The sequence below is a fragment of the Flavobacterium esculini genome, assembly GCF_048284325.1.
Classification (GTDB): domain Bacteria; phylum Bacteroidota; class Bacteroidia; order Flavobacteriales; family Flavobacteriaceae; genus Flavobacterium.
In genome coordinates this window covers 135,249-161,599 of the sequence record NZ_JBLVPI010000010.1, presented here as the reverse complement: position 1 = coordinate 161,599, position 26,351 = coordinate 135,249, and the positions used below count along the sequence as shown (strand labels likewise).

The window sequence follows — 26,351 nt, the reverse complement described above, 5'->3', positions numbered from 1 at the left end:
TATACTTATTACGGCTACTGATAATTTGAACGGTTTTACTCAAACAATCAGAAGTGTCTTTCCTGAATCTCAGACACAAATCTGTGTAGTGCATCAAATTAGAAACGCATGTAAATACGTTGTTTGGAAGGACAGAAAACAATTTACTGCCGATATGAAACATATCTATAATGCGCCAAACAAACAAGCTGCAGAACTAGCTTTAAATGATTTTGCAGATAAATGGGATGTTAAATACTCATATGCTATCAAATCCTGGAGAGATAACTGGGATGAGTTGACTGTGTTTTTTGACTTCCCGATTGAAATCAGAAAAATTATTTACACCACAAATTTAATTGAAAATCTTAATGGTAAAATCCGAAAATACACTAAAAATAAAATGTCATTTCCAACTGATGATGCTGTGCTAAAATCAGTATTTTTGGCCCTGAGAGAATCAACCAAAAAATGGTCAATGCCTATCAAAAATTGGGGAATTGTTTTAAACCAATTTACCCTTATATTTGAAAAAAGGCTCCGATTATAAAATCGAAGCCTTAACTTTTCAACTTACACACTTTATGGGATAGTGTCTAAATTTTCATAGTTCATTAACCATGAATAGTTTCGTTTTTACCATAATTGGTAATGATGGATGTTTCAAATTCAATCCACGCAGCCCAACGTTTGTCCACATCAATATTATCAGCATATTTTCGTGCAAAGCCCAGGAAGGTAGTGTAATGTCCAGCTTCTGAAATCATGAGGTCTCTGTAAAAAGTAGCCAATTCAGGATCTTTTATGTTTTCGGATAAAACCTTAAAGCGTTCGCAACTCCGGGCTTCAATCATGGCAGAAAATAACAATCGATCACAGAGCGCATCTTTTCGGCTGCCATCTTTTTTCATAAATTTGAAAAGTTCATTTACATAATGGTCTTTTCTTTCTCTACCTAAAGTTAGGCCTTTTCTTTTTATTAAATTATGAACCAATTGTAAATGATCTAATTCCTCTTTAGCGATGATCAACATTTCGGTGACTAATTCCTCTAATTCAGAATTGTAAGTAATTATACTGATTGCGTTTGATGCTGCTTTTTGTTCGCACCAAGCGTGGTCAGTCAAAATTTCTTCAATATTTGATTCGACTATATTTACCCAACGTGGGTCTGTGACTAATTTTAATCCTAACATTTTCTTGGAATTTATTTAGAGCAAAATTAGTGTTTTCTTACTGATTTTTCTTCGGAATGATGGGATTACCATCAAAATAGCATTATTTTGCAGGTATAACTTTATGTAAATATGAATCACGTGCAAAAACTTTTAATTATTGGTTTTGTTTGGCCAGAGCCCAATTCGTCAGCAGCAGGAGGAAGGATGATGCAATTGATTTCGCTTTTTAAAGAGCAAGGTTTTAGCATTACGTTTGCTAGTCCAGCTCAAGACAGTGATTTCATGGTCGATTTAGAAAGCTTCGGAGTTGATAAAAAAACAATTGAGCTAAATAATTATAGTTTTGATCTTTTTATAAAAGAACTGAATCCTACGATTGTTTTGTTTGATCGATTTATGATGGAAGAACAATTTGGATGGCGTGTTGCCGAAAATTGTCCTGATGCATTACGACTTTTAGATACAGAGGATTTACACTGTTTACGTTTAGCACGACAAAAAGCATTTAAGGAAAAACGTCTGTTTAATGCAACTGATTTGTTTCTTGAAGACGTTGCAAAACGTGAGATCGCCAGTATTTTGAGATGTGATCTTTCTCTAATGATTTCAGAATTCGAAATGGAATTATTGGAATCTGTATTTAAAATCGATAAAGCGTTGTTCTATTATTTGCCTTTTTTATTGGAATCAATCAATAGTGCTGGGGTTCAAAAATTACCTTCATTTGAAGAACGAGAAAACTTTATTTTTATCGGAAATTTTCTTCATGAACCTAATTGGAATGCAGTTCAGTATCTTAAAGAAACAATTTGGCCTTTAATTAGAAAACAATTACCAGAGGCAGTTTTACATATCTATGGAGCATATCCTTCGCAAAAAATATTGCAATTGCATAATGTTAAAGATAGGTTTTTAATAATGGGTCGTGCGAATGATGCACAAGAAGTAGTATGTAATGCACGAGTTGTCTTAGCGCCTTTGCGTTTTGGCGCAGGTATAAAGGGGAAATTATTGGAAGCGATGCAGTGCGGAACAGCAAGTGTTACGACAAATATTGGTGGTGAATCAATGCACGGTGATTTACCTTGGAATGGTTTTGTTACCGATGATATAACTGATTTTACAGATAAGGCAGTACTATTGTATCAAGACAAATATATTTGGCTTAAAGCCCAACAAAACGGAATCGCAATTATCAATCAACGGTATTTGAAGGAATTATTCGAGGATGATTTTGCAAAAAAAGTTGGGATGCTACAAACTGATTTACAAAAACATCGTTTGACTAACTTTATGGGAGCGATGTTGCAACATCATACTTTAAAAAGCACAAAATACATGTCGCTTTGGATAGAAGCAAAGAATAAATGAAAAAATCCCGTCAAGTTCTAAAACAAGACGGGATTTGTATTTAAGAACCAGGTTATTATGCGAGCATCGTAACTGGATTTTCTATAAATTGTTTCAATGTCTGTAAAAATTGTGCTCCAGTTGCGCCATCAATTGTTCTGTGATCGCAAGCTAAAGATAACATCATTGTATTTCCTACTACAATCTGTCCGTTTTTTACAACTGGTTTTTCTACAATAGCTCCTACTGAAAGGATTGCAGAGTTCGGTTGGTTGATGATTGAGTTGAATTCGGTAATACCAAACATTCCAAGATTAGAAACTGTAAAAGTACTTCCTTCCATTTCTGTAGGTAATAATTTTTTGTTTTTAGCTCTTCCTGCAAGATCTCTTACGTTTCCACCAATTTGAGATAAACTCATAGCATCTGTAAATCGTAATACAGGAACCACTAATCCGTCTTCAACAGCTACGGCAACTCCAATATTCACGTGATGGTTGATGATGATAACATCTTCTTTCCATTGTGAATTTATTTTTGGATGTTTTTTCAATGCTAATGCACAAGCTTTTATCACCATATCGTTAAATGATACTTTTGTATCAGGAACGCTGTTAATGATAACTCTTGATTTCATTGCTTCATCCATAGTTACCTCTATTACTAAGTTGTAATGTGGAGCTGTAAATAAAGACTCTGCTAAACGTTTAGCAATGATTTTTCGCATTTGCGAATTTTTGATTTCTTCTGTAAAAACTTCTCCTGCTGGAACAAATGGTTTTGATGCAGCAACAGTTTCTGTTTTGGCTGGTGCAGAAGTTGCAGTAGCCGGTGCAGCAGCAGTTTTAGGGGTGAAGTTTTCAATATCGCTTTTTACGATACGTCCGTTTTCCCCTGAACCTTTCACTTGAGTCAATTGAATCCCTTTGTCACTTGCAATTTTCTTTGCTAATGGTGATGCTAAAATTCGTTGTCCGTCAGTTGATGCTTCTTGTACAATTGGTTCTGCTGCTTTTTCAGCTGGTGCTGATTTTGCTTCTTCAGTTGCAACAGGAGTTTGTGGAGCTCCTCCAGTTTTATAATTTTCAGCAATACCGCTAATGTCAGTTCCTTCAGGTCCAATGATGGCTAAAAGACTGTCAACAGGTGCAGTATTTCCTTCTTCAATTCCTATGTATAATAGAGTTCCTTCGTTGAAAGATTCAAATTCCATTGTTGCTTTATCGGTTTCGATTTCAGCAAGAATATCACCTTCGGTAATTTTATCACCTACTTTTTTCAACCAAGTAGCAACGGTGCCTTCGGTCATGGTATCGCTCAATCGAGGCATAGTAACGACGATTACTCCTTCTGGTAAAGAAGCTGTAGTTGCAGGTGCTGCAGTTGTTTCTTCTTTTTTAACTTCGGGTGCAGCTGCTGTTTCGGTAACAGCAGGTTTAGCTTCTTCAGTTGCAGGAGCTGCTTTTCCAGCTATTAAAGCTGAAACATCTTCACCTTCATTTCCTATTATTGCTAATAGAGAATCTACCGGTGCAGTTTCTCCTTCTGGGATACCAATATATAATAGAGTTCCTTCGTTGAAAGACTCAAATTCCATTGTTGCTTTATCGGTTTCAATTTCTGCAAGGATATCACCTTCAACGATTTTGTCGCCTACTTTTTTTAGCCAAGCCGCTACCGTTCCTTCCGTCATCGTATCGCTCAAACGAGGCATTGTTATTATTGTTGCCATAATTGATTTATAGTTTATGAGGTAAAAATGGATAGTTTTCTTGATCGTATACTACATCGTATAATTGTTGAATTTCAGGATAAGGAGATTCTTCCGCAAATTTTACGCATTCTTCCACTAAACTTTTAACTCTTTGGTCAATTACTTCGATTTCTTCTTCAGTAGCATATTTTTGATCTTTAATTACATCTAAAACTTGTGTAATTGGATCTATTTTTTTGTATTCTTCTACTTCTTCTTTCGAACGGTATAATTGTGCATCAGACATGGAGTGTCCTCTGTAACGATACGTTTTCATTTCAAGGAAAGTTGGTCCGTCACCACGACGTGCTCTGTCAATCGCTTCTGTCATTGCCTCAGCAACTTTTACAGGATTCATTCCATCAACTGGTCCGCAAGGCATTTCGTATCCTAAACCTAGTTTCCAAATATCAGTATGATTTGCAGTTCTTTCTACAGAAGTTCCCATCGCATAACCGTTATTTTCAACGATAAATACTACTGGAAGTTTCCATAACATAGCCATGTTGAAAGCTTCGTGTAAAGAACCTTGACGAGCAGCACCATCACCAAAATAGGTCATAGTAACACCACCTGTTTCAAAATATTTATCTGCAAAAGCCAATCCTGCTCCTACAGGAATTTGTCCTCCTACAATTCCGTGACCACCATAAAAACGGTGTTCTTTTGAGAAAATGTGCATAGAACCACCCATTCCTTTGGATGTTCCTGTAACTTTTCCCATTAGTTCAGCCATTACGCGTCTTGGATCTACACCCATTCCTATTGGTTGAACGTGATTTCTATAAGCGGTAATCATTTTGTCTTTTGTCAAGTCCATGGCGTGTAATGCACCTGCCAGAACGGCTTCTTGACCATTATATAAGTGTAGAAATCCTCTAACTTTTTGTTGTATGTATAATGCTGCAAGTTTGTCCTCAAACTTTCTCCAAAGCAGCATGTCTTCATACCACTTTAAATAAACTTCTTTTGTAACTTCTTTCATCTGAATTAATTCTTTTGCTAAAGTGTTATTGTGTTATCAATTGGTACCTATAACGCAAAATGGTTTCCTCCAACAAATTTGCGAACCGCAAAAATAAGACATTCCAACTAAGAAGTAAAATTTATAAGCTAGTTTTTGGTTTTTTTTTACAAGAAGCTTTTGTCAAACAGGAAAGGGAGTAAGTTTTTTAGGGATTCTGATTTGTAAATAGTCCCAGTTTCTCCCATAAAGTAGATTTCAATGGGGGTCTCCTGTTTTATTTCATATTCTGCTATTGATTGTCTGCAAGAACCACAAGGTGGTATAGGTGTTGTTGTTTTATTCGTATCTGAAGCAGCAGTTATTACCATTTTTAAAATTTTAGCTTCAGGATATATAGTTCCTGCTTGAAAAATTGCAACGCGTTCAGCACAAAGGCCAGAAGGATACGCTGCGTTTTCTTGATTTGAGCCTAGGACAATCTTTCCGTTGTCTAAAAGAATCGCTGCGCCGACTCTAAATTTCGAATAGGGGGCATAAGCGTTTTTTCTAACAGCTACAGCTTGCTCCATTAAGTCGTATATGTCACTTGGTAAATCTTCGAGGGAATCAAAAACACTGAATTGTGTCGTAATAATAATTTCTTTCATTCTTTTTACTGGAAAAAAAATCCAAATTTCATCCCGAATCTTCGGGACTGAATCTTCGGGATGAAATTTGGATTAGTAGTTTATATTTAAAACCGTATTAATTAATATTCGTCATATTTATCGCCAAAATTAAATGTAAGTGAAAATCTAAGCGTATTTTCCAAAGGGTTTTTTACTTTCGATGCGGAGAATAAATAAGATACATCCACTTTTACAATAGTATATTTAAATCCTGCTCCAAGCGAGAAAAATTGTCTGGCTCCTTTTTCTGGGCTTTCATGGAAATATCCCAAACGCATGGCAAATGAATCTTGGTATAAATATTCTGCACCTGCGGCATACGTAAATTCTTTTAATTCTTCACTGAACCCATCAGGAGCGTCTCCAAATGATTTAAATACGCCAGATACCCATCCTATAGAGCGATAGTCCTGTTGGTTTTGTGCTCTTTCCTCCGGAGTTGTGGTTCCGTCTCCATTTAAATCTGGATTTTGTGGCGTTGGTACTAATAATTTATTGAATTCTAAATTTAAAGCTACTTTATTGAAATCATCTAATATGAAATCAAATCCAGTTCCTACTTTTAAATTGGCAGGTAGAAAATTGTTGCTAAATTCATCATTATCATAACTTATTTTTGGTCCTAAATTTTGAATATTAAATCCGGCTCTCCATCTTCCGTTAAAATCAGTATAAGCAATTTCTTCTGATTGATAGAATCCTGCTATATCCACCGCAAATGAACTTGCAGGCGATGCATCACCATTATCCGTCGCTACTTTTAGACTGGAGTGAATATAACGTCCTGCAACTGCCATAGATAATCGTTCGCTCAATTTTAAGGAATAGGAGCCGTCTAAAGCAAATTCATTTGGAGAAACTATTCTTGGGACTTCATCAACATTACCCGTTTCGCGTAATTCAATTTCTCCTAAACCAAAATAGCGTAAGCTACCGGCAAACGCACTTCGTTCGTTAAGTTTATTGTAATACGTTAATTGTCCCAATGAAATATCATTTACTAGATCAGTAAGGTAAGGAGTGTAACTCACTGAAAAGCCTTGTTTGTCTATTGCAAAAGCATATTTTGCTGGGTTCCATTGTTGTGAAAAAGCATCTGCAGATGAGGCAACACCTATATCTGCCATACCCGCAGCCCTCGCATCAGCAGATACTAATAAAAACGGAACTCCTGTAGTTATAACTCTATCTTGCGCCTTGGCAAGTAAAATAATAAATAAACAGATAAAAACCGACGTAATTTTTTTCATTATTGTAAGAATATTGATTAAACAAATATAGTATAATATTAAAGTATTACAAGTTTTTCAAACTTTTCAGTTTTTTTATTCGTTAAGTTTGATTTCACCGTGAGTTTATAAATATAGACTCCTTTCCCAATTTTACTTCCAAAATCATCTTTTCCATCCCAAGTGATTTCTTTTGATAAAAATCCTTCGGTTAAAACAATTTGGTTTTTCGTCCAAACTACTTTACCGGTTATCGTCATAACTTGAACCTGAACGTCTAATGCTTCGTAAGGTCTGTTATGGGTAAACCAAAATTCAGTATAATTGACAAATGGGTTGGGGTAGTTTAATACATGTGTTAACGTTAAAGTTTCGTTACCAACTACTACAAACTGAATTTCGGTAATTATGGGATTGTTATAAACGTCCCAAGCTTTAAATGAAATAGTATGTAATCCTACTGATAAATTACGCAGCGGAAATCGAAGTGTTCCATTTGTGTAATCGTCTAATTTTGTTTGGTAATAATCGTTTAGAATGTAAGGATTATTCACATCGCCGTCTAAAATTGCAACAATGTCATGACCAATTCCACCGGCTGTATTTATACCATTTTCATCTTCAAGAAAAGCAAGTAGGAAAGGCGATTCATTAGTTGTGCCTCCCGAAACAAAAGTTTCGTCATTCATATATAACTTAACTCTTGGACTAATATTGTCCGCAACGGCATTTTCGTTAATTCCACCTACTTTTATACTAGTATTATAGCCAGTTTGGTTTTCTAATAGTTGATCTTTTTTAGCATAAAAACTGATTCTTCCATTGGCTAGTGGGATTCTAATGTCTCTTGGGACAACAAAGCTAAACTCAAATTTGCCATTGGTAACGGAAGCATTGCCTCTAAAAATAGTTTCACCCAAAACATTAAAATTTATGGGAGTGCTGTTTCCATCGTTATTGAATGTTGTTCTTGAAATAATTTTGTCAAAAACAGTGGTGGAAACTTCACCATTATAGTTTGTGAGCAGATTATTGTTTTCATCCGTAATTTCTCCGGACAATTTAATCTTGGCTAATGATTTAAAATCATCAATAGGCTGGGAAATTGAAACGTCATTTACTTTAGTAAGACTTATTTTTGGTTTGGATATCGCTAACATTAAGGCTGGGTCGCCAATGTAAAAAACTACATTAGTGGCTGAGTTTGGATTGCTGTTCTTGGAGATTCGAAGTGCTTCAGCAATCGAAGTGTATTGATTAGATCCAAAAGATAATAAGTTTTCAGAAAGAATATCATTGAAATTTTCAGCGTTAAACTGGCCTATGGCTCGTATGGTAGTAATCATTGCAATTGCTCCACCTTTTGGATTCCAATACGTATATTCCCCTGCAGTTGGTCTGGAAGGATTGTCAAAACGGGAGAATTCACAAGTTATGGTTATGAATAATGGGTATTTGTATTGATTGCTTAACTTTTGACCGTCTGATTTTTCCCAAATACGTTCGCTTGATAGACCATCTTCTCCACCATGGCCTAAATAATTGAACACCAAAGCTCCTTTTTCGAAAGCATTAAAAAAATCAGTTCTTGCCTTTGGATACCTAAATCCTCCCGCCGAAGCTTCTTGAACATAAGAATCTAATATTATTTTATTGACATTCAAAAATGGTTTTTCGGCAGCAATAACATCCGCTAAATTATTTTGTCTGTTTTGTAAACTTGCGTCCGAAGATTGATCTGAATCATCGCAAATCAAGACAAAATTATTTCTCCAGCTTCCATATGATTTTAAATCATTGTATTCAATGACTTTGTTGACCATTTCATCAGCTTGCTTCGTGTCATTGACTAGCATTCTCCCGACTGCAATATCAATTCCCCCAAAATAAGAAACAATGTTCCCTTCATTAGTATCCATTAATCCGTAAAAATCATCAGAAGCAAAGGAAGCCTCGCCTGATGTGTTACTTTTTAGAGAATGATAAATAGGGACAATGTTAGTGTTGTTGACTATTCTATTTTTAAAATCATAGGATGCGTCGCCAAAAAGATTTATATATTTTATTCTTTTATTAGCAGAGGATGCGTTTTCATAGATGTATTTTATACAATTTCTGATGGCAGAGACGTCTTGTTTTCCTGATGAGAACTCTTGGTAAATGGTTTCAAGAGCAATTACTTTTACATTCAGATTAGAATTAGCACGATGAAAACTGGCTAATTTTTCGGCTTGTGTTGTTAAGAAACCGGGAGTAATAATTACGTAATCTATATCTTGAAACTGTCCTTGAGCGTTTTTAAAAAGCGTTCCTTTTAAGTTTTGATTAGCAATTTTTGGTTTACTGTCTTTTAAAGGAGTAAAATAGTCTGCTGGATCAATGGCGATATATTTTCTGAGTTCTCCCAGATTTGCTTTAAAAGTAAATGAACTTTGATTTGAATTTTCGACTTTGGCTACATTATATAAGTCAGTTACGTCCCAAACTTGAGAAATTCCAGTTGCATTTGAGATTGAATAACTTACAATGCCAAGGCTTGAATTTGATAAGTCGTATTGAAAAGTAAATTGCTTTCCGTAGCCTTGAAGTTTTCTTTTGGCGATAAGCTGGATATTATCCAAATACCCTTTTGAACCAGGAACGCCGTTATTGTTATAGGTTAATTTTATTTTTACATTTTCAGAACCGTTAAAAGAAATGTTGTTAGGTATGGAGCCCAAGTTGAATTCCATATCTGAATTGGTATTTAAAGAGGGAAATGATATGTTGCCAATTTCTTGGCCATTAGCGGCTACTTTGAAAGAAGTAGGTGTAAAAGCAGCAGAAGCAGTTCTTACTATAATTTTTATTGGCGTTGTTGCGTCGTAGTTTGGAAAATTAAAGTCAAACTCCTGTTCTTGATTGATGTCAAAGGATTCTCCAAACCATTGACGGCCAAGATGCGCAATGTTTACAAGATCTAATTCATGGTATTGATGGTCGTCAAATGAATTTAATGTTACCGAGCTGTTTCCGCCAGGTTGAATCATTTGCGGGATTCTTTTTCCGTTATCTCCTTGAATGGTTATATAATAATAGGATTTTGTATCATATAAATTATTGAAGGTTTGACTTTCTTGGTTCCAAGTATCAAGTCCTTCGGCATAAAATAAAATAGAATCGTCATTGTCAAAAACACCGTCACTTTCGCCTATAATTTGAACAGGATTTTCGATTAAATCTTGAGGATAATAAATGCTGTTTGACAATGGCAACATTTTGCCGCCATTTCCATAAATTTTTATTTTTTTTGGGTCGGTGTTGCTTATGTTGAGTCCTAATTGTTGTAAGAAACTTTTGGATATTTTATAAACACCGGATTTTTCGATATAAAAACGGTACCAATCTCCAGAAGCCAAAATAGAATTAGAAACTGTATTTGTGCTTTTATTGGATTCTGAAATTCTTGAAGAACTACTTTTTATGTTGTAAGAAAATGATTGGATTCGTTTGTGTCCAAAGTCATCTTTTACGATTGGTGATAAGGAAAGAAAGGCCTGTCTTAAATCTCTTGAATTCGTAATTCTTAATGAGGGATTTGGGTTTCTTGGGATGTTTTCCAAGGCTAATTCGCCAAGTTCAGAAGCTGGGATTGATTCGTAAACTATATTTGTGATTTGAAGATCATTTTCATTAAATGTAGTTGATTCTGATAGGTTTAACGTATAGAAAAGTGCTTTTTTTGAAATGTCATAATAATAATTATTCCCAGAAAATTGAGGAATATTTATTTTGAAATCACCAAAAGGCATTTCCTTTTTTTCTAACCATTTAATGCTCACGTCCCCTTTAATTTGAGCAAAAGAGACAAAGGAAACTAAGCATAAATAGACCAGGAGTGTTTTTCTCATTGTTTTTTTAACGGTATAGATAGTTAAATAGTATTAATGAGTAAAAATAAATCATTTAGTATGATAGTAAATAATAAATATTATAAATTTGCGTTTTTATTGTATTATTTTCTGATAAAATTATTAAAAGAGGATGTTGCAGGTTAATGGTTAATTATTTATATTGCGGCACCTAAATTATTACCTACTAAAGAGTATGAAACTAAACAAAATTATGACCTTACGATTGATGCTATCTATGATATTGATTGTGGGTTTAGCGAGTTGTAGCAAAAAGTCTAGCTCAAAAAATGCATCAAGAGCCACTGGCTGGAATGTAGACGGGAAAAAAGCTTCAGGAGCGAAAAAGCAAATAGCTGGACCAGGTCTTGTTTTTGTTGAAGGCGGGACATTTACAATGGGTAAAGTTGAAGATGATGTTATGCACGATTGGAACAATACCCCGACACAGCAGCATGTTCAGTCCTTTTATATGGATGAAACTGAAGTTACAAACTTTATGTACTTAGAATATTTAGATTGGTTAAAAAGTGTCTTTCCACCAACTGAAGAAAATTACAAAAATATATACGAAGGTGCATCGCCTGATACTTTGGTCTGGAGAAATAGATTGGGTTACAATGAAACAATGACTAACAATTATTTGAGACATCCATCATATGCAAATTATCCTGTTGTAGGGGTGAATTGGATCCAAGCAGTTGAATTCAGTAAATGGAGAACTGATCGTGTGAATGAGGCAGTTTTAGAAAAAAACGGTTACCTTAAGAAAAATGCTAAAACGCAAGATGTAACTGCTGAAAGTTCGTTTAGTACTGAAACGTATTTGAATAGTCCTACATCAACTTATGGTGGAAATGAGGAAATTGTTTTAAAAGGTGGTAGAGGAGGTAAAAAAGCACCAAAAGCTGGAAAAGACGGTAAGGTTACAGAAGCAAAAAATGTATATGCGCAACGCTCTTCAGGGATTATACTTCCAGAATACAGGCTTCCTACCGAAGCAGAATGGGAATATGCAGCGGCAGCAGATGTTGGACAAAGAGAATACAATATCTATAAAGGTCAGAAAAAGTATCCTTGGTCAGGAGCGTATACACGTTCTGGAAAAAGACAAAGTAAAGGGGATCAGCTAGCCAATTTCAAACAAGGAAATGGAGATTATGGTGGGATAGCAGGTTGGTCTGATGATGGAGCTGATATTACTAACGCTGTGAAAAGTTATCCAGCAAATGATTTTGGATTGTATGATATGGCTGGAAATGTAGCCGAGTGGGTACAAGATGTTTACAGGCCAATTATTGATAATGAATCAAATGATTTCAATTATTTTAGAGGGAATCAATACACTAAAAATAAAATTGGAGCAGACGGTAAAGTTGAAATCGTTACTGCAGCCAACATGAAATATGATACGTTGAGTAACGGAAGAATAGTTGCCAGAAATTTTCCAGGTCAAATTGCTCAAGTTCCTGTTGATGAACAAGAAACGTATTTGAGACAAAATTTTGATAAAAGTGATAATATCAATTATAGAGATGGGGACAAACAATCTACAAGATATTATAATTTTGGTTCTTCTGAGTCGGAAAATGAAAAACAAAAACAAGAGAAAATCATGTACAATTCTCCTAAACATAATGTCACCACAGACAGTTTAGGAAAAATGGTAAGGAAGTACGATAAATCAAGCAAGAGAACTACTTTGATCAATGATGACGTAAGAGTTTACAAAGGAGGATCTTGGAGAGACAGGGCGTACTGGTTAGATCCAGCACAAAGAAGGTATTTTCCTCAAGATATGGCAACTGATTATATTGGATTTAGATGTGCTATGTCGAGAGTTGGTGCTAAAGCAGATAAGAGAAAATCAGCAAGAAATTAATTTTAATATAAAATTGTAAATAAAAGCCCTTTGATTAGGGCTTTTATTTTTTAAATCGTTTTTAGATGGATATCAATTACATTCATAGTTTGTTTTTAAAATGTAAATCGGTTTCAATAGATACTCGTAAAATTGAACCAAATTCATTATTTGTTGCCATAAAAGGAGACCGTTTTGATGCCAATACATTTGCGATAGAAGCATTAGAAAAAGGGGCTTCCTATATTATTATCGATAACAGAGAATATTTTATTGACCAAAGAACTATTTTGGTTGAAGACAGTTTAATGGCTTTACAAGAATTAGCAAAATTCCATAGAGCCTATTTAAAATTACCTATAATTGCTCTTACCGGAAGCAATGGGAAGACAACAACAAAAGAGCTCATTAATGTTGTTCTTTCAAAAAAGTATAAGACTAAAGCAACAATTGGAAATTTAAATAACCATATTGGGGTACCATTGACCTTGCTTTCTTTTAATTCGGAAACTGAAATTGGGATTGTGGAAATGGGTGCTAATCACAAAAAGGAAATTGAATTTCTTTGTGAATTAGCTAAACCGGATTATGGTTATATAACTAATTTTGGTAAAGCACATTTGGAAGGCTTTGGCGGAGTTGAAGGGGTTATTGAAGGAAAAAGTGAGATGTATCACTATCTTTTAGAAAATGATAAACTAGCTTTTATAAATCTGGAAGACCCTATTCAGGTGGAAAAAGCAAAAATATTGAGATCATTTTCTTTTGGCATAAATAAAGAAAATGCTAATGTGAATATAACGACAGTAAAGGCTAATCCATTTGTAGAAATAAGTTATTCTAATGGTACAATCGCATCTCATTTAATTGGATTGTACAACGCCAATAATATTAATGCGGCACTTGCTGTAGGAAAATATTTTGAAGTTGAGGATAATGCTATTAAAGAGGCTTTAGAAGGTTATATTCCTGAGAATAATAGATCGCAGCTATTAACCAAAGGAACGAACCAAATTATTCTGGATGCCTATAATGCAAATCCGAGTAGTATGAGTGTTGCTATTGATAATTTCATACAATTGGATAATTTAAATAAGATTATGATATTGGGGGATATGTTTGAGTTGGGTCATGAGAGTCAACAAGAGCATAAAGCAATTATAACAATGCTTTCTAACGAAAAAAATGTAACCTGTTACTTTATTGGTAAAGCATTTTATGATAACAGAATAGATGAAGATAATTTCTATGATACTTTTGAGGCTTTTGCAAGTCATTTAAAAGAAACAAAAATTGAGAATAGTACGATTCTAATAAAAGGTTCCAGGGGAATGGCTTTAGAGCGAACTTTGGATTTTTTGTAGGAAACTAAATTTTATAATTTAAAAGCCATCATCTAATTCATGATGGCTTTTTTGAGCCAATTAAATACTCATTAAAAATCCGATGAGGTTTTCTTTTTTATTAAGTTCTAATTTTTTTCTTAACCGATAGCGTGCTAATTCAACACCTCCATTTGAAATATTCATGATTTCGGCAATTTCTTTTGTTGACATATTCATTAATAAATAGGTAGATAAATCCAATTCTCTTGGAGAAATCGTTGGATATTTTTCTTTCAATCTTTTTAGAAAATCGAAATGAACATTCTTGATATGTTTCTCTAAATCTTTCCAGCTTTTATCAGCATTTACCTCTTTTGTAATGCTTTTGTTTAGTTTCGTAAATTGGAATTTGGTTGATTCATCAAAGGATTCTACATTAATATCTTTTAGTTTATAAATAATTCCGTTTAGAATTTTATTTTTCTTTACTACTTGTAAAGAATTGTTTACTAGTTCCTTGTCTTTTGCTAAAATTTTAATTTGAAGCTTATCGTTTTTTAATTTTTCTATTTCTTTCTCCAATTCATATTGTTCCTGTCTGATTTTTGATTCTTTCTCTAGATAAAGCCTTCTTTGTTCTATAGTTTCGTAGTATTTGTTTTTTCGTATTTTCGTTTTTATTCGTTTTCGAATAAAAAATACTGATGTAACAATAAGCAAAATATAAAATAAATAGGCCAAAAAATGTCTGTACCAAGGAGGAGAAATACTGAAATTCAATTTTGTTTGCTCGGATTGTTTGCCATAATTAGTTCTGGCTTTTAACTTCATGGTATAATCGCCTTCTCTTAGATTGGTATATTCTTTAATGATATTTGTAGACCAATTACTCCATTGGTTATCAAAACCTTCCAATTGATATGAAAATTCAAGATTTTCAAGATTTTCATATGAAGGGGATGAAAAAGTAAATTTCACATGATTTGAAGCATAGGGGATTTTGTAATTGTTCAATGCTTTTTGACCATTTCCTAAAATAATGGTATCTCCAGGAAACGAAAAGCATCTTATGTAGGCTTTAGGTTTTGCTTCATAATCGTTGAGTAAATGGGAGTCATAATGCGCTAATCCATCTGTTAAACCAATAAAAGTATCATTGGGGCCAGTTGTGTTTATTGATAAATTATTGTATACTATATTACCGGTAAGTTTTGAAAAGGGAGCCACAACATTTTTATAATGATTCGTTTTAGTTTTCATTAAAACACCTAATGATTCTTCAAAAATGTACCAAATGTTTCCATATTTATCTTGAGTTAAAGTGTTTATTTTTGGAATCTTGGTAAATAAATTACTCATTTTTTTATCTTCAAAAAATAGATTTTGCTCATAAGAATAGTTGTAAAAGTGATTATTTGTTTGAAAATAAATCTTGTTTTCCAACTGTTGTATATTTCCAATTCCTTTTGCTGTTTTCGCCAAATTTTGATACGTTTTGATAGATTCAAACCTTTTTAGGTCGTCACTTATTATCATTCGATAGGCTAAATTGTCTTTTTTTATCCAAATATTTTTCCCTTCCATTTCAAATGATCCGGATGACTTCGAAAAACCTTCTACTCTATTTTTAAATTGCCAGCCGCTTGACTTTTTTTCAAAGATTGAAAAACCATTGTAATTGGAGCCAATTAAATAATTGGGTTGATTGGGAATTTGCATGAATTTCCAATAGCCTATGTTGTCCAATACTTTTATAGTTTTTTCGCCAGTTATCAATAGCGCACCTGTGTTATGTGAACAAAATAATTGATCGTTAATCACTTGTATGTTCCATGCTTGTCCGGTTGTGCCTTCTACGAGTTTAAAAGTATCTTCTTTGATTGAATTATTCCAAGAATGATAAAAGACACCCTGATTAGTGGCTACGTAAAGATTTCCTTTGTACAATGAGGTACCATAAACAGTACTTAGATTGTAACTAAATCCAAAATAGGTAAACGGAGAATTTTCATTTACAAAGGTGATTCCGTTATCAAGCCCTAGCCAAAGATTGTTTTTACTGTCAACAAAAGAAGTTAGGACGGTATTGTTTTGCAATCCTTTTGTGCGGTTAATATGCTGAATAATTTTTCCATTGATATCACATACAATAATCCCGTCTAAAACTGAATTGAGTATAATGAATTTATTTTTTATAGCTACACCGCCAAGCGAACTATTCTTTCTAATGAAAATATTCGCTTCGGTATCCCAAGAGATTATTTTTTCATTGTCATAAATAAAAAGACCTTTATTTAAAGTAGCGATTAGCAGTTTGTTTTCAGCCAAAGGGAATATGCCCCAGATTTCTGTATTGTTTAAAACGGTAGAGTTTTTTAACTGCAATAGTTTGCCGTTTTTGTACTCCAATAATCCCATTGCAATATCTTGTATGTAAATGTGGTTTTTTACTTGAAATGAGAACTGGAATCTTTTAGGAGGCTCGAGGATTTTGATTTTTTTGTTCTTAAAGATGTACGTTCTTTCAAATGATTGAAATATGACTTCATCATTATGAATGTGTATTTTCCAGATAAAGTCCATTAGTTTGGAAGTGGACTTGTTTATCATTTTTGATAAGGAAAAATAAACCAGTTTTCCTTTTGAATTGGATTTAAAATAGCCAAATTCACTGTAACCTCCCACAAAAATTTTCCCAGAATTGTCAATTTTTACACATCGTACAGCTGCAGAGTTTGGGATATTATACTTCCTCCAGGAAGAGCCGTCAAATTGAAAAAGACCGCTATTATTAGCAAAATATAAATTCCCGTTTTTGTCTTGGTCAATATCCCAATTTTGAGTACCTCCTCTATAATCGGACCGTTTGTAATTTTGAATATCTGGAAGACCAATGTTTTTAACCTGACCATAGAGTGTTGAGGTTACTAATAAAATTAGAAGATGGAATTTTGTAAATCTCATGATAAACTCTAAATGTAATGAATTGATTATTATTTAAAAAGACTTCGGTTTCTACTCATGAACAATAAGAAGAAGTAATTGTTTTAGTCAGATTTTGATAAAAAAATGTAAGTGTTTGTATATTTTATAAATGTAGTGGTTTTTTTTTAAATTAACATTTGTATAACACTGTAAAATAAAATTTAAATAATTTATAATAAGGTAGTTATGTAAATTTTGATGTGTTTTTGTCAAGTAATAAAAATGACTTTGATGTGTTTTTGTAAGGAAAGATAAATGAGAATATAGAAAAAATAAATATAATATTGCTGGAAATTACTAATTAATTAACCAAAATTTTTAGAAATATGAAATTTACAAAATTGTTTATTTTTTGTTTTTTATCTATTCTATTCTCAGTTTACGCACAAGCACAAGATGTTACTGTAAACGGAAAAGTTTATGACGAAAACGGACTTCCCATCCCAGGAGTATCCATTTTAATTAAAGGAACTTCCAAAGCTACGGCTTCGGATTTTGATGGAAATTATCAAATAAAGGCCACTTCAAAAGGTACTTTAGTGTTTAGTTATTTAGGGTATACTTCCGTTCAGGAACCTATTAACGGAAGAAATCGAATTGATGTTAAACTTAATCCTTCATCAGAATCCTTACAGGAAGTTGTTGTTGTAGGATATGGTACTCAAAAGAAGAGCGTTGTTACCGGAGCAATATCCAGTGTAAGAGCTAAAGATCTTGAGAAAGTTCCTAATGGTCGTATTGAGCAAGCCTTACAGGGTAGAGTTTCAGGAGTTACTATTGCTGCCAGTTCCGGTCAGCCGGGCTCATCGTCTACTATTCGAATTAGAGGGGTGACTACTTTTGGTGAAGGTGGAAATGATCCTCTTTGGGTGGTTGATGGTGTTGTTGTTGATGCAGGTGGAATAGGATTTCTTAATCAATCTGATATTGAATCTATAGAGGTACTGAAAGATGCTGCTTCTGCTGCAATTTACGGAACACGTGCTGCAACGGGAGTTATTTTGGTTACAACCAAAAAAGGAAAATCTGGAAAAATCACTGTGAACTATAATGGTTTTTTAGGTGTTTCATCCCCAGAAAAAACGTTGCATTTGTTAAACGCAACCCAATATGGTGCTTTATTGAATGAAAAATCGACTGCTGCCGGAGGTCCCGTTATATTTTCTAATTTGTCCGCTTTAGGTGTTGGAACAGATTGGCAAAAAGCAATTTTTAATACCAACGCTTTTCGTTATTCCCATGAATTGAGTATTAGTGGAGGAAGTGATGTTTCTAATTTTTATGCTTCTTTTGGAATTCAAGATCAAGAAGGGATTGTTTCTACTGAAATTTCGAATTATACCAAAAAGAATTTCCGTTTGAACTCGACTCATAAAATATCTAAAGTATTTACTTTCGGACAGACTTTTGGATTTTCGAGACAAAAGACCGTTGGAATTGGGAATACGAACAGTGAATTTGGTGGACCATTGAGTTCTGCAATAAACTTGGATCCAACCACTCCAATTATTGAAACAGATCCTGTTAAAGCGAATGGCGCTCCATATAGTACAAATCCTGTCATTAGAGATTCAAATGGGAATCCTTATGGAATTTCAAGTTTGGTGGGTCAGGAGATGACTAATCCTTTGGCGTATGCCAAAACAAGATTAGGAGGGTATGGCATGTCTGATGATTTAGTTGGTAATGCTTATTTAGAAGCTGCAATAACGAAACATATCAAAGTGAGATCAACTCTTGGTGGAAAATTGTCTACCTGGGGAGGTCAAGGTTTTACCCCTGTTTTTTACTTAAGTGCGACTTCAAATGTGCTTAAAAATAATTATAGTAAAAATGATAATAAAAGTTTTGCATGGAATATTGAAAACATTGTTACGTATGCAAATCAATTCGGTAATCATAATTTAACTGTATTGTTGGGACAAGGTTCTTATGTTGACAACATTGGTGGGGGGGCTGGATCTACATTGTTTGGATTGCCTATTACAGATTATCGTGATGCCTCTTTCAACTTTGATATACCACAATCAGACAGAAGCAGTTATACATTCGATTTGACAGAACATAAATTGACTTCTTTGTTTGCACGTGTGAATTATGATTATAAAGAAAAGTATTTGTTTACAGGGATCATTCGTCGTGATGGTTCAAGTCGTTTTGGAGCCAATAATAAATTTGGTGTATTTCCATCGTTTAATTTAGGGTGGGTACTAACTAAAGAAGATTTTTGGAAAGAAAACAATGTGCTTAATACTTTGAAAATAAGAGGTGGATATGGCGTTGTAGGAAATGATGCAATTCCAAATTTCAGATATCTTTCCTTAGTTGAAGGAGGTTACAATTATTCTTTTGGAAACGCAGGAGCAATAACTACTGGTTATGCTAACCTAACATTAGACAATCCTGATTTGAGATGGGAGGAAACTTCTCAGACGAATATTGGTTTTGAATCGAAATTTTTCGATGCACTCAACCTTACAGTAGATTTATACAAGAAAACAACTAATGGGATTTTACGTCCAATTAATATTCCAGGTTACGTTGGGGTAGCTGCAAATCCTACAGGAAACGTGGCTGATATGGATAATAAAGGTATTGAGGTTGAATTGGGTTACAGAAAGAAATTTGGAGAAGTTAACTTCTCTGTTAATGGAAACGTTGCTTATTTAGAAAACAAAGTTACATATGTAGCTTCAGATTCAAATTATATTTCAGGAGACGCTTCTTTTCAGTCGATGGGACCAGTAACAAGAACACAAGTTGGACAATCCTATAATTCATTCTACGGATTTAAAACTGCTGGAATTTTTCAAAATCAGATTGAAATAGCTTCTTATACAAATGCTTCAGGTGGTTTAATTCAACCAAATGCACGTCCAGGAGATTTCCGTTGGGTGGATACTGATGGGAATGGTTCTATAGGGGACGCTGATAAACAGTTTTTAGGAAGTAATATTCCAAAATACACCTTTGGTTTAACGTTGAATTTAGAGTATAAAAACTTCGACTTTATGGCTTTTGCCCAAGGAGCTGCAGGAAATAAAATTTTCCAAGGATTACGCAGATTGGATGTTGGTAACGCTAACTATCAAACTATTGCATTAAGCAGATGGACTGGTGAGGGAACATCAAATGAGTATCCTAGACTTACAAATGATGACACGAATGGTAATTTTGGTAAAATGTCGGATTTCTATTTAGAAAAAGGAGATTATATGAGATTAAAATTAGTTCAGTTAGGGTATTCATTACCAAGTGATGTGATTCGTAAAATTGGAGCCAGTAAAGTGCGCTTGTATGTAACCGCTGAAAATCTATTCACATTAACCAAATATACGGGATATGATCCTGAAATTGGTGGAGGTGTATTTGGAATAGACAAAGGAATCTATCCACAAGCGAGAACATTTATGTTTGGAGCCAATTTACAATTTTAATAAAATCAAGAATTATGAAAACGATAAAATTTAAATATTTATTTATAGCAGTAGCAATGGCTTCCTTAGGTTCTTGTTCTGAGGAGTTTGTTAATGTTACACCAAAGGGTTCCTTTCTTTCGGATAATTATTATGCCAATGAAGGGCAGGCTACTGCAGCTCTTGTAGGAGTTTATGATCCAATTAGAAAAAATTCAGGTGGTTTTGAAAATATAATTTCAATGATGAATGCAGGTTCAGATGACTTCTATGCAGGTGGTGGTGGTTCTACAGATGGAGCAGGAATTCAAGGTTTCTCTACACATACACTTACTTCGACAAATGTGCCTGGCAGCTTTTGGAATGATCATTATCAAGGGATTTTTAGAGCTAATACCTTGCTTTTAAAATTGCCGGATGTTGCTATGGCTGATAATCTAAAAACTAGATTTACCGCAGAGTCGAAAGCGTTGCGAGCAATCTATTATTTTAATTTGGTTCGAATATTTAAAAATGTACCATTATTATTGGATCCATTGACCGCGACTAATATGTATGAGGCAGAGCAAGCAGCTCCTGAAGCCGTTTATGCCCAAATTGAAAAAGATTTATCAGAAGCAATAAATGGTTTACCAACAACGGTTCCAGCTGCAACAGAATCTGGACGTCTTACAAAAGGTGCTGCTCAAGCAATGCTTGGAAAAGTATATTTGTATGAAGGTAAAAAAACGGAGGCTGCTGCTGTTTTGGCTCAAGTAAATGGTACACCGGGCGCAACGAATCAATACGGTAATAAATTGTTGTCTAACTTTAGTGATTTATGGGTTGTTGCCAATAAATTTAACACAGAATCAATTATAGAAGTATCCCACACAAGTGCCGGTAATTCTGATTGGGGATTCTGGGGAAGTGGCAGGGACGAAGGGAATTCATTAAATGTTATGGTAGGTCCTAGAAGTTACTCAAGACCATCAAATTCTACAGCTGCAGATTTGCCATCAGGGTGGAGTTTCAATGTTATTACACAAGATTTATATGATGCCATTAAACTGGACCCAAGATTTGGAGCTACTGTATTTGATCTAAAAGCTCTAAAAGTGGCAGGTCAGGCAGATTATATTGGTGGCTATCAAGATACAGGATATTTCTTGAATAAATTCCTTCCAAGAAAAACAGATGTTCGTACTGGTGGTGGAGCAGCAGAGCTAAATTACAGACAGAATACGTATGTAATTAGACTTGCAGATACGTATTTGATGGAAGCTGAAGCATTAGGTTCAGGAACAAGAGCGCAAGCATTGCTTGATGCCGTAAGAGCAAGAGTTGGTTTGCCATCCGTTCCGGTTACTCTTGCAGCCATCAAAAATGAAAGAAGAATGGAACTTGCAGGCGAAGGACATAGATTCTTTGATTTAGTGAGATGGGGCGATGCTGCGTCTAAATTATCAAGTAGAGGTTTCGTAGCAGGTAAAGATGAGATTTTTCCATTACCAACCAGAGAGCTTCAGGGAACTAAATTGAAACAAAATTCTGGGTATAATTAATAAAAGATACAATTATGAAAAAAATAAAATTTATTTTCAGCTTTGTAATGCTACTGGCTGTTACTATAAGTTGTACTGTTGAGGGAATTAATAATGACACCGCTCTTTTGGGTACTGATTCGTCAGCGAATGTCAATAAAATATTTGATATCAGTACGGATAATTCTGGAAAAGTAAAGATAACCCCAACAGCTGATGGTGCTAGTTCGTTTCAAGTAGTTTATGGACACGGTACAGGATCGCCAGCGACAGTTGCTCCTGGGGCAAGTACAACTCATGTTTATCCAGAAGGGAAATATACGGTAAAAATTATCGCCACTTCTGTTTCTGGTGCTAAAACAGAACAAACATTTCCATTAGATGTTGTTTATAGAGCTCCTGAAAGCTTAGTCATTTCTACCTCTGGAGAAATGAGAGTAAAAGCGACTGCCTTATATGCAAAATCATTTTTAGTATATTATGGTGATGTGGCAAATGAAGTGGGTACACCAATGGCTATAGACCAAGAATTGCCAGCTCATGTTTATCCAGCAACTGGAGGACCTTTTGTTTTAAAGGTAACAGCTCAAAGCGGAGGTGCTGCAACTATCCAAGAAACTAAAACATTGTTTGCATTCCCAATTGATTTTGAAAATGCAGCAGTAAATTACTTTTTTGGGACTTTTGGTGATGTAACTTTTTCTAAAGTGACAAATCCAAACGCTACAGGTTTAAATACCAGTGCAACGGTAGGTAAATATACCAAGCCAACTGGAGTGGCTTCATGGAGTGGAACATATAGCCCATTAAATATTCCTGTTAATTTTTCTTATGGAAAAAAAATCAAAGTTTTGGCTTACAATCCTAATCTTGCCAATATTGGTAAAAAATTAAATGTTGAATTAGAATGGTCTGTTGGTGGAACGCCAGCAAATGGTGTTGCGGTAGTAAAAGCGCCATTTACTACATCTGGTGCTTGGGAAGAAATTGTATTTGATTACAGTGCTATTTCAGGAATACCAGCAGGGGCTAAATTTACGCAACTTGTTTTGCGATTAAATGATTCAGATCCTGGAGCTGGGGAAGTTATTTATGTGGATAACATTAGATTAACAAATTAAAATAAAACTATGAAAACAAATATAAAATTCATTTTAGGAGTTTTCTTGGTGTTGCTTCTAACATTAAGTAGTTGTACTCAAGAAACCTATACGTTAGGAGACTTAACAGCTCCGTCTAACATTGTTGTCAATACCCAAGTTGTGGGACAAGACGCAACACATCCAAATGGTGACGGTTCAGGAACTGTAAAAATTGCTATATCAGGGGACAATGCATTGTCGTATAAAATAGATTATGATGCCAGTACAGCAGTGGATTTAGTTTATTTACCAAGTGGTACGGCTACTAAAAAATACACTACTTTAGGGATAAATACCTATCGAATTACTGTTGTTGCTTATGGCAAAGGAGGATCTTCTACGAATGTTACTAAAGAGGTTACCGTAAGAAGTGATTTTACTGTTGATCCTGCAATAGTTACCGCCTTAACGAATAATGCATCAAAAACTTGGGTTGTTGATAAAAGTGTAGCTGGTCAGCTTGGTGTAGGTCCATGGAATGTATCTTCGATTAGACCGGAATGGTGGGCTGCCGGAGTGAATGAAAAGGTAGCTTCTGCAAATTGTTTTTACACAGCGACTTTTACTTTTGCTAAAGTTGTCGGTACAGGAACGTACTCTTTACAAGTTGCTACTCCGGATGGAGCATTTACAAAAACAGGTTCATTGACAACTCTTCCTGGTATTCCTGCAACAGGAGATGAAGGATGCTACAATTACGGAGGGGGAACTTCCGCATTTTCTTTTATCCCTTCTTCAAGCGGAGCGCCGGCATTGCCTTCAATGACCGATAATTCACCATCAACGCAGACAAGTATTTTATTATCAGGAGTTAATACCTTTATAGGATATGGTGCTGTGCAGAAAGAATATGAAATTTTAGTGATAAGATCGACCTATATGTATGTTCGAGTACAAGGAACCGAAACTGGAAATGCCTGGTATTTAAAATTAAAACCGGCACCCTAATAAATTGAAATGGATGAAAGCTCAGAACTACATAGAATAGTTCTGAGCTTTATTTTAGCAATAGTTTTAAAAAAATAAAAAATGATAAAAAATAATATGTTAATTCAATTTTCAAAAAACAATAATTATCGATTTTCAAGGTGTTTGTTTTTCATCGCTTTAGCTAATTTTTTTGTATTGTTTTCTTGTAGTGGAAATAATAATGAAGGAGATGTAGCGATAACAGCGCCTTCAAATCTTGCGATTTCGGCAACAGTAGTTGGAGTAAGTGCACAAAATCCGAACGGAAATGGTAGCGGAACAGTGAATTTTAGTTTAAGCGCAACTAATGCAACTTCCTATAAAATTTTACTTGGGAATGGAGAAACTAAAGAGGTAACAAATGGGGATTTTACTTACACCTATACAACATCAGGGATAAATACCTATGTTATATATGTGTCTGCATACAATTCAGGACAGTTTGTTTCTTCGACACTTTCAGTAACAATTTTCGTGGGATCTTCTTTAGTATGGTCTGACGAATTTAATACTGATGGTCCACCTGATGCCTCCAAATGGAATTTTCAAATATGGGATCCAGGTTATGTTAACAATGAACTTCAATCGTATACCAATCGTTCAGAAAATACAATAGTTGAAGGAGGTGTTTTGAAAATAAAAGCCATAAGAGAAAAATATGGAAAAGGGGACTTCACGTCTGGAAGATTAGAATCCAATGGGAAATTTGATTTCACTTATGGAAAAATAGTAATCAGAGCAAAAGTGCCTACTGGAGTTGGGACATGGCCAGCAGTCTGGATGCTGGGTAGTAATATTGGTAGTGTGGGATGGCCAAAATGTGGCGAGATAGATATTTTAGAGTCGGTTGGGAAAAATTTGGATCAGAATCATTCTTCTTTACACTCAGAAGGACGTTCTGGAGCTACCCCAGATACAGGTATTATAAAAGTGCCAAATAGCAATACAGAATTTCATATCTATACAGCTGATTGGACGGCTACTTCTATAAAGTTTTATGTTGATGATATTTTGTATTATACTTTTGCAAATTCAGATAAATTTCCATTCAACAAAAACTTTTTCTTAATTATAAATTTTGCAATGGGAGGTGTTTGGGGAGGTCCTGTAGATCCTAATTTTACTTCTTCAACTTTTGAAATAGATTATGTTAGAGTTTATAATTAATTCCATATGTTTTGTTTAGTTAGTACGTTCTTCATTGTGAGCTTCTACTTGTAAGTTGGATAGGAGCTTCGGTGGAGAATAATAATTTTTAAAAATAAAGAAATGAATCAGTCAAAAAAAATAATCTGTTCGGTATTTTTTCTTCTAATGAGTTTGTTTTCTTATGGGCAAATATTAAAAGTAATGACGTATAATATTCGTTTGGATGTTGCGAGTGATGGAGAAAATGATTGGAACCATCGAAAAGATTATTTTACATCGCAAATTCAATTTTACGAACCGGATATTTTTGGAGTTCAAGAAGCAAGACCCAATCAGGTTATTGATATTACAACGGCGCTATTGCACTATGATAATATTGGTATTGGAAGAGAAGGAATTGGGAAAGGAGAATCTTCAAATATTTTTTATAAAAAAGAAAGATTTAGATTGAAGGAAAGCAACACTTTTTGGCTTTCTGAAACACCAAATGAAATTTCCAAAGGCTGGGATGCTGCTTATAACAGAGTTTGTACGTATGCATTGTTCAAAGATTTAAAAACAAAACAACTGTTTTGGGTTTTTAATACGCATCTGGATCACATTGGCGAAGACGCAAAAACAAAAGGAATACAACTTATCCTTTCGAAAATAAAGGAACTAAATATTAAGAAATATCCTGTAATTTTCATGGGAGATTTTAATTCAGAACCCAATGAAGATAGAATAATTGCACTAAAAAAAGTAATGAACGATTGTAAAGAAGTTTCAGTAGAGAAGCCTTTTGGTCCTTCAGGAACATTTAATAATTTTATCCATAACGAGCCAGTAACTAAATTGATAGACTATATTTTTATTTCTAAAAACAGTATTTTTAAAGTACAAAAATATGCGGTTTTAAGTGACTCAAAGAATGTAAGATATCCTTCAGACCATTTGCCGGTTTATGTTGAAATAAACTTGAAATAAA

The 26,351-nt window shown here is 34.4% G+C and carries 17 protein-coding genes; 10 read left to right on the top strand and 7 right to left on the bottom strand.

What is annotated here, in order from left to right:
* The coding region (locus ACNQGG_RS10545; protein WP_417963766.1) for an IS256 family transposase at nucleotides 1-529 on the top strand (529 nt) is incomplete at its 5' end.
* Between the two features lie 64 nt (nucleotides 530-593).
* Here the strand turns inward: ACNQGG_RS10545 and ACNQGG_RS10540 are convergent.
* Entirely contained in the window at nucleotides 594-1,175 is a 582-nt protein-coding gene (locus ACNQGG_RS10540; RefSeq protein WP_417963764.1) for a MiaE family protein, read from the bottom strand.
* 111 nt (nucleotides 1,176-1,286) lie between these two features.
* On the opposite strand from ACNQGG_RS10540, the gene ACNQGG_RS10535 reads away from it, so the two are divergent.
* On the top strand, nucleotides 1,287-2,528 hold the full coding sequence (locus ACNQGG_RS10535; protein WP_417963762.1) for a glycosyltransferase: 1,242 nt from the start codon (nucleotides 1,287-1,289) through the stop codon (nucleotides 2,526-2,528).
* A gap of 55 nt (nucleotides 2,529-2,583) precedes the next feature.
* On the opposite strand, the gene ACNQGG_RS10530 is transcribed toward ACNQGG_RS10535, so the two are convergent.
* The 5 genes from ACNQGG_RS10530 to porU form a co-directional block, all read right to left on the bottom strand.
* Complete coding sequence (locus tag ACNQGG_RS10530; RefSeq protein WP_417963760.1) at nucleotides 2,584-4,239, bottom strand: pyruvate dehydrogenase complex dihydrolipoamide acetyltransferase; 1,656 nt, start codon at nucleotides 4,237-4,239, stop codon at nucleotides 2,584-2,586.
* A gap of 7 nt (nucleotides 4,240-4,246) precedes the next feature.
* Complete coding sequence (gene pdhA / locus ACNQGG_RS10525) at nucleotides 4,247-5,245, bottom strand: pyruvate dehydrogenase (acetyl-transferring) E1 component subunit alpha (RefSeq protein ID WP_416851202.1); 999 nt, start codon at nucleotides 5,243-5,245, stop codon at nucleotides 4,247-4,249.
* Between the two features lie 146 nt (nucleotides 5,246-5,391).
* A complete protein-coding gene (gene cdd / locus ACNQGG_RS10520) occupies nucleotides 5,392-5,874 on the bottom strand; it encodes a cytidine deaminase (RefSeq protein WP_417963758.1) in 483 nt (160 codons plus the stop codon).
* A gap of 101 nt (nucleotides 5,875-5,975) precedes the next feature.
* Complete coding sequence (gene porV / locus ACNQGG_RS10515; RefSeq protein WP_417963756.1) at nucleotides 5,976-7,145, bottom strand: type IX secretion system outer membrane channel protein PorV; 1,170 nt, start codon at nucleotides 7,143-7,145, stop codon at nucleotides 5,976-5,978.
* A gap of 38 nt (nucleotides 7,146-7,183) precedes the next feature.
* Complete coding sequence (gene porU, locus ACNQGG_RS10510) at nucleotides 7,184-11,014, bottom strand: type IX secretion system sortase PorU (RefSeq protein ID WP_417963754.1); 3,831 nt, start codon at nucleotides 11,012-11,014, stop codon at nucleotides 7,184-7,186.
* A gap of 196 nt (nucleotides 11,015-11,210) precedes the next feature.
* Here porU and gldJ point away from each other — a divergent pair, with 196 nt between their 5' ends.
* Together gldJ and ACNQGG_RS10500 are read left to right on the top strand one after the other, a co-directional pair.
* A complete protein-coding gene (gldJ, locus tag ACNQGG_RS10505; protein WP_417963752.1) occupies nucleotides 11,211-12,896 on the top strand; it encodes a gliding motility lipoprotein GldJ in 1,686 nt (561 codons plus the stop codon).
* Between the two features lie 65 nt (nucleotides 12,897-12,961).
* Complete coding sequence (locus ACNQGG_RS10500) at nucleotides 12,962-14,239, top strand: UDP-N-acetylmuramoyl-tripeptide--D-alanyl-D-alanine ligase (protein ID WP_416858713.1); 1,278 nt, start codon at nucleotides 12,962-12,964, stop codon at nucleotides 14,237-14,239.
* 60 nt (nucleotides 14,240-14,299) lie between these two features.
* Here ACNQGG_RS10500 and ACNQGG_RS10495 read toward each other — a convergent pair whose 3' ends face one another.
* A complete protein-coding gene (locus ACNQGG_RS10495) occupies nucleotides 14,300-17,164 on the bottom strand; it encodes a triple tyrosine motif-containing protein (protein ID WP_417963750.1) in 2,865 nt (954 codons plus the stop codon).
* A 347-nt stretch (nucleotides 17,165-17,511) separates the two neighbouring features.
* Between ACNQGG_RS10495 and ACNQGG_RS10490 the strand changes: the two genes are divergently transcribed.
* The 6 genes from ACNQGG_RS10490 to ACNQGG_RS10465 all read left to right on the top strand — a co-directional run bounded on the left by ACNQGG_RS10490 (nucleotide 17,512) and on the right by ACNQGG_RS10465 (nucleotide 26,350).
* Complete coding sequence (locus tag ACNQGG_RS10490; protein ID WP_417963748.1) at nucleotides 17,512-20,622, top strand: SusC/RagA family TonB-linked outer membrane protein; 3,111 nt, start codon at nucleotides 17,512-17,514, stop codon at nucleotides 20,620-20,622.
* A gap of 14 nt (nucleotides 20,623-20,636) precedes the next feature.
* Nucleotides 20,637-22,145 (top strand): RagB/SusD family nutrient uptake outer membrane protein, encoded by a 1,509-nt coding sequence (locus ACNQGG_RS10485; RefSeq protein ID WP_417963746.1) that lies wholly within the window; start codon nucleotides 20,637-20,639, stop codon nucleotides 22,143-22,145.
* A 14-nt stretch (nucleotides 22,146-22,159) separates the two neighbouring features.
* A complete protein-coding gene (locus ACNQGG_RS10480) occupies nucleotides 22,160-23,245 on the top strand; it encodes a hypothetical protein (protein ID WP_417963744.1) in 1,086 nt (361 codons plus the stop codon).
* A 9-nt stretch (nucleotides 23,246-23,254) separates the two neighbouring features.
* Entirely contained in the window at nucleotides 23,255-24,214 is a 960-nt protein-coding gene (locus tag ACNQGG_RS10475) for a hypothetical protein (protein ID WP_417963742.1), read from the top strand.
* A gap of 81 nt (nucleotides 24,215-24,295) precedes the next feature.
* Complete coding sequence (locus tag ACNQGG_RS10470; protein ID WP_417963740.1) at nucleotides 24,296-25,402, top strand: glycoside hydrolase family 16 protein; 1,107 nt, start codon at nucleotides 24,296-24,298, stop codon at nucleotides 25,400-25,402.
* A 102-nt stretch (nucleotides 25,403-25,504) separates the two neighbouring features.
* Entirely contained in the window at nucleotides 25,505-26,350 is an 846-nt protein-coding gene (locus tag ACNQGG_RS10465) for an endonuclease/exonuclease/phosphatase family protein (RefSeq protein ID WP_417963738.1), read from the top strand.
* Nucleotide 26,351 lies beyond the last annotated feature (1 nt).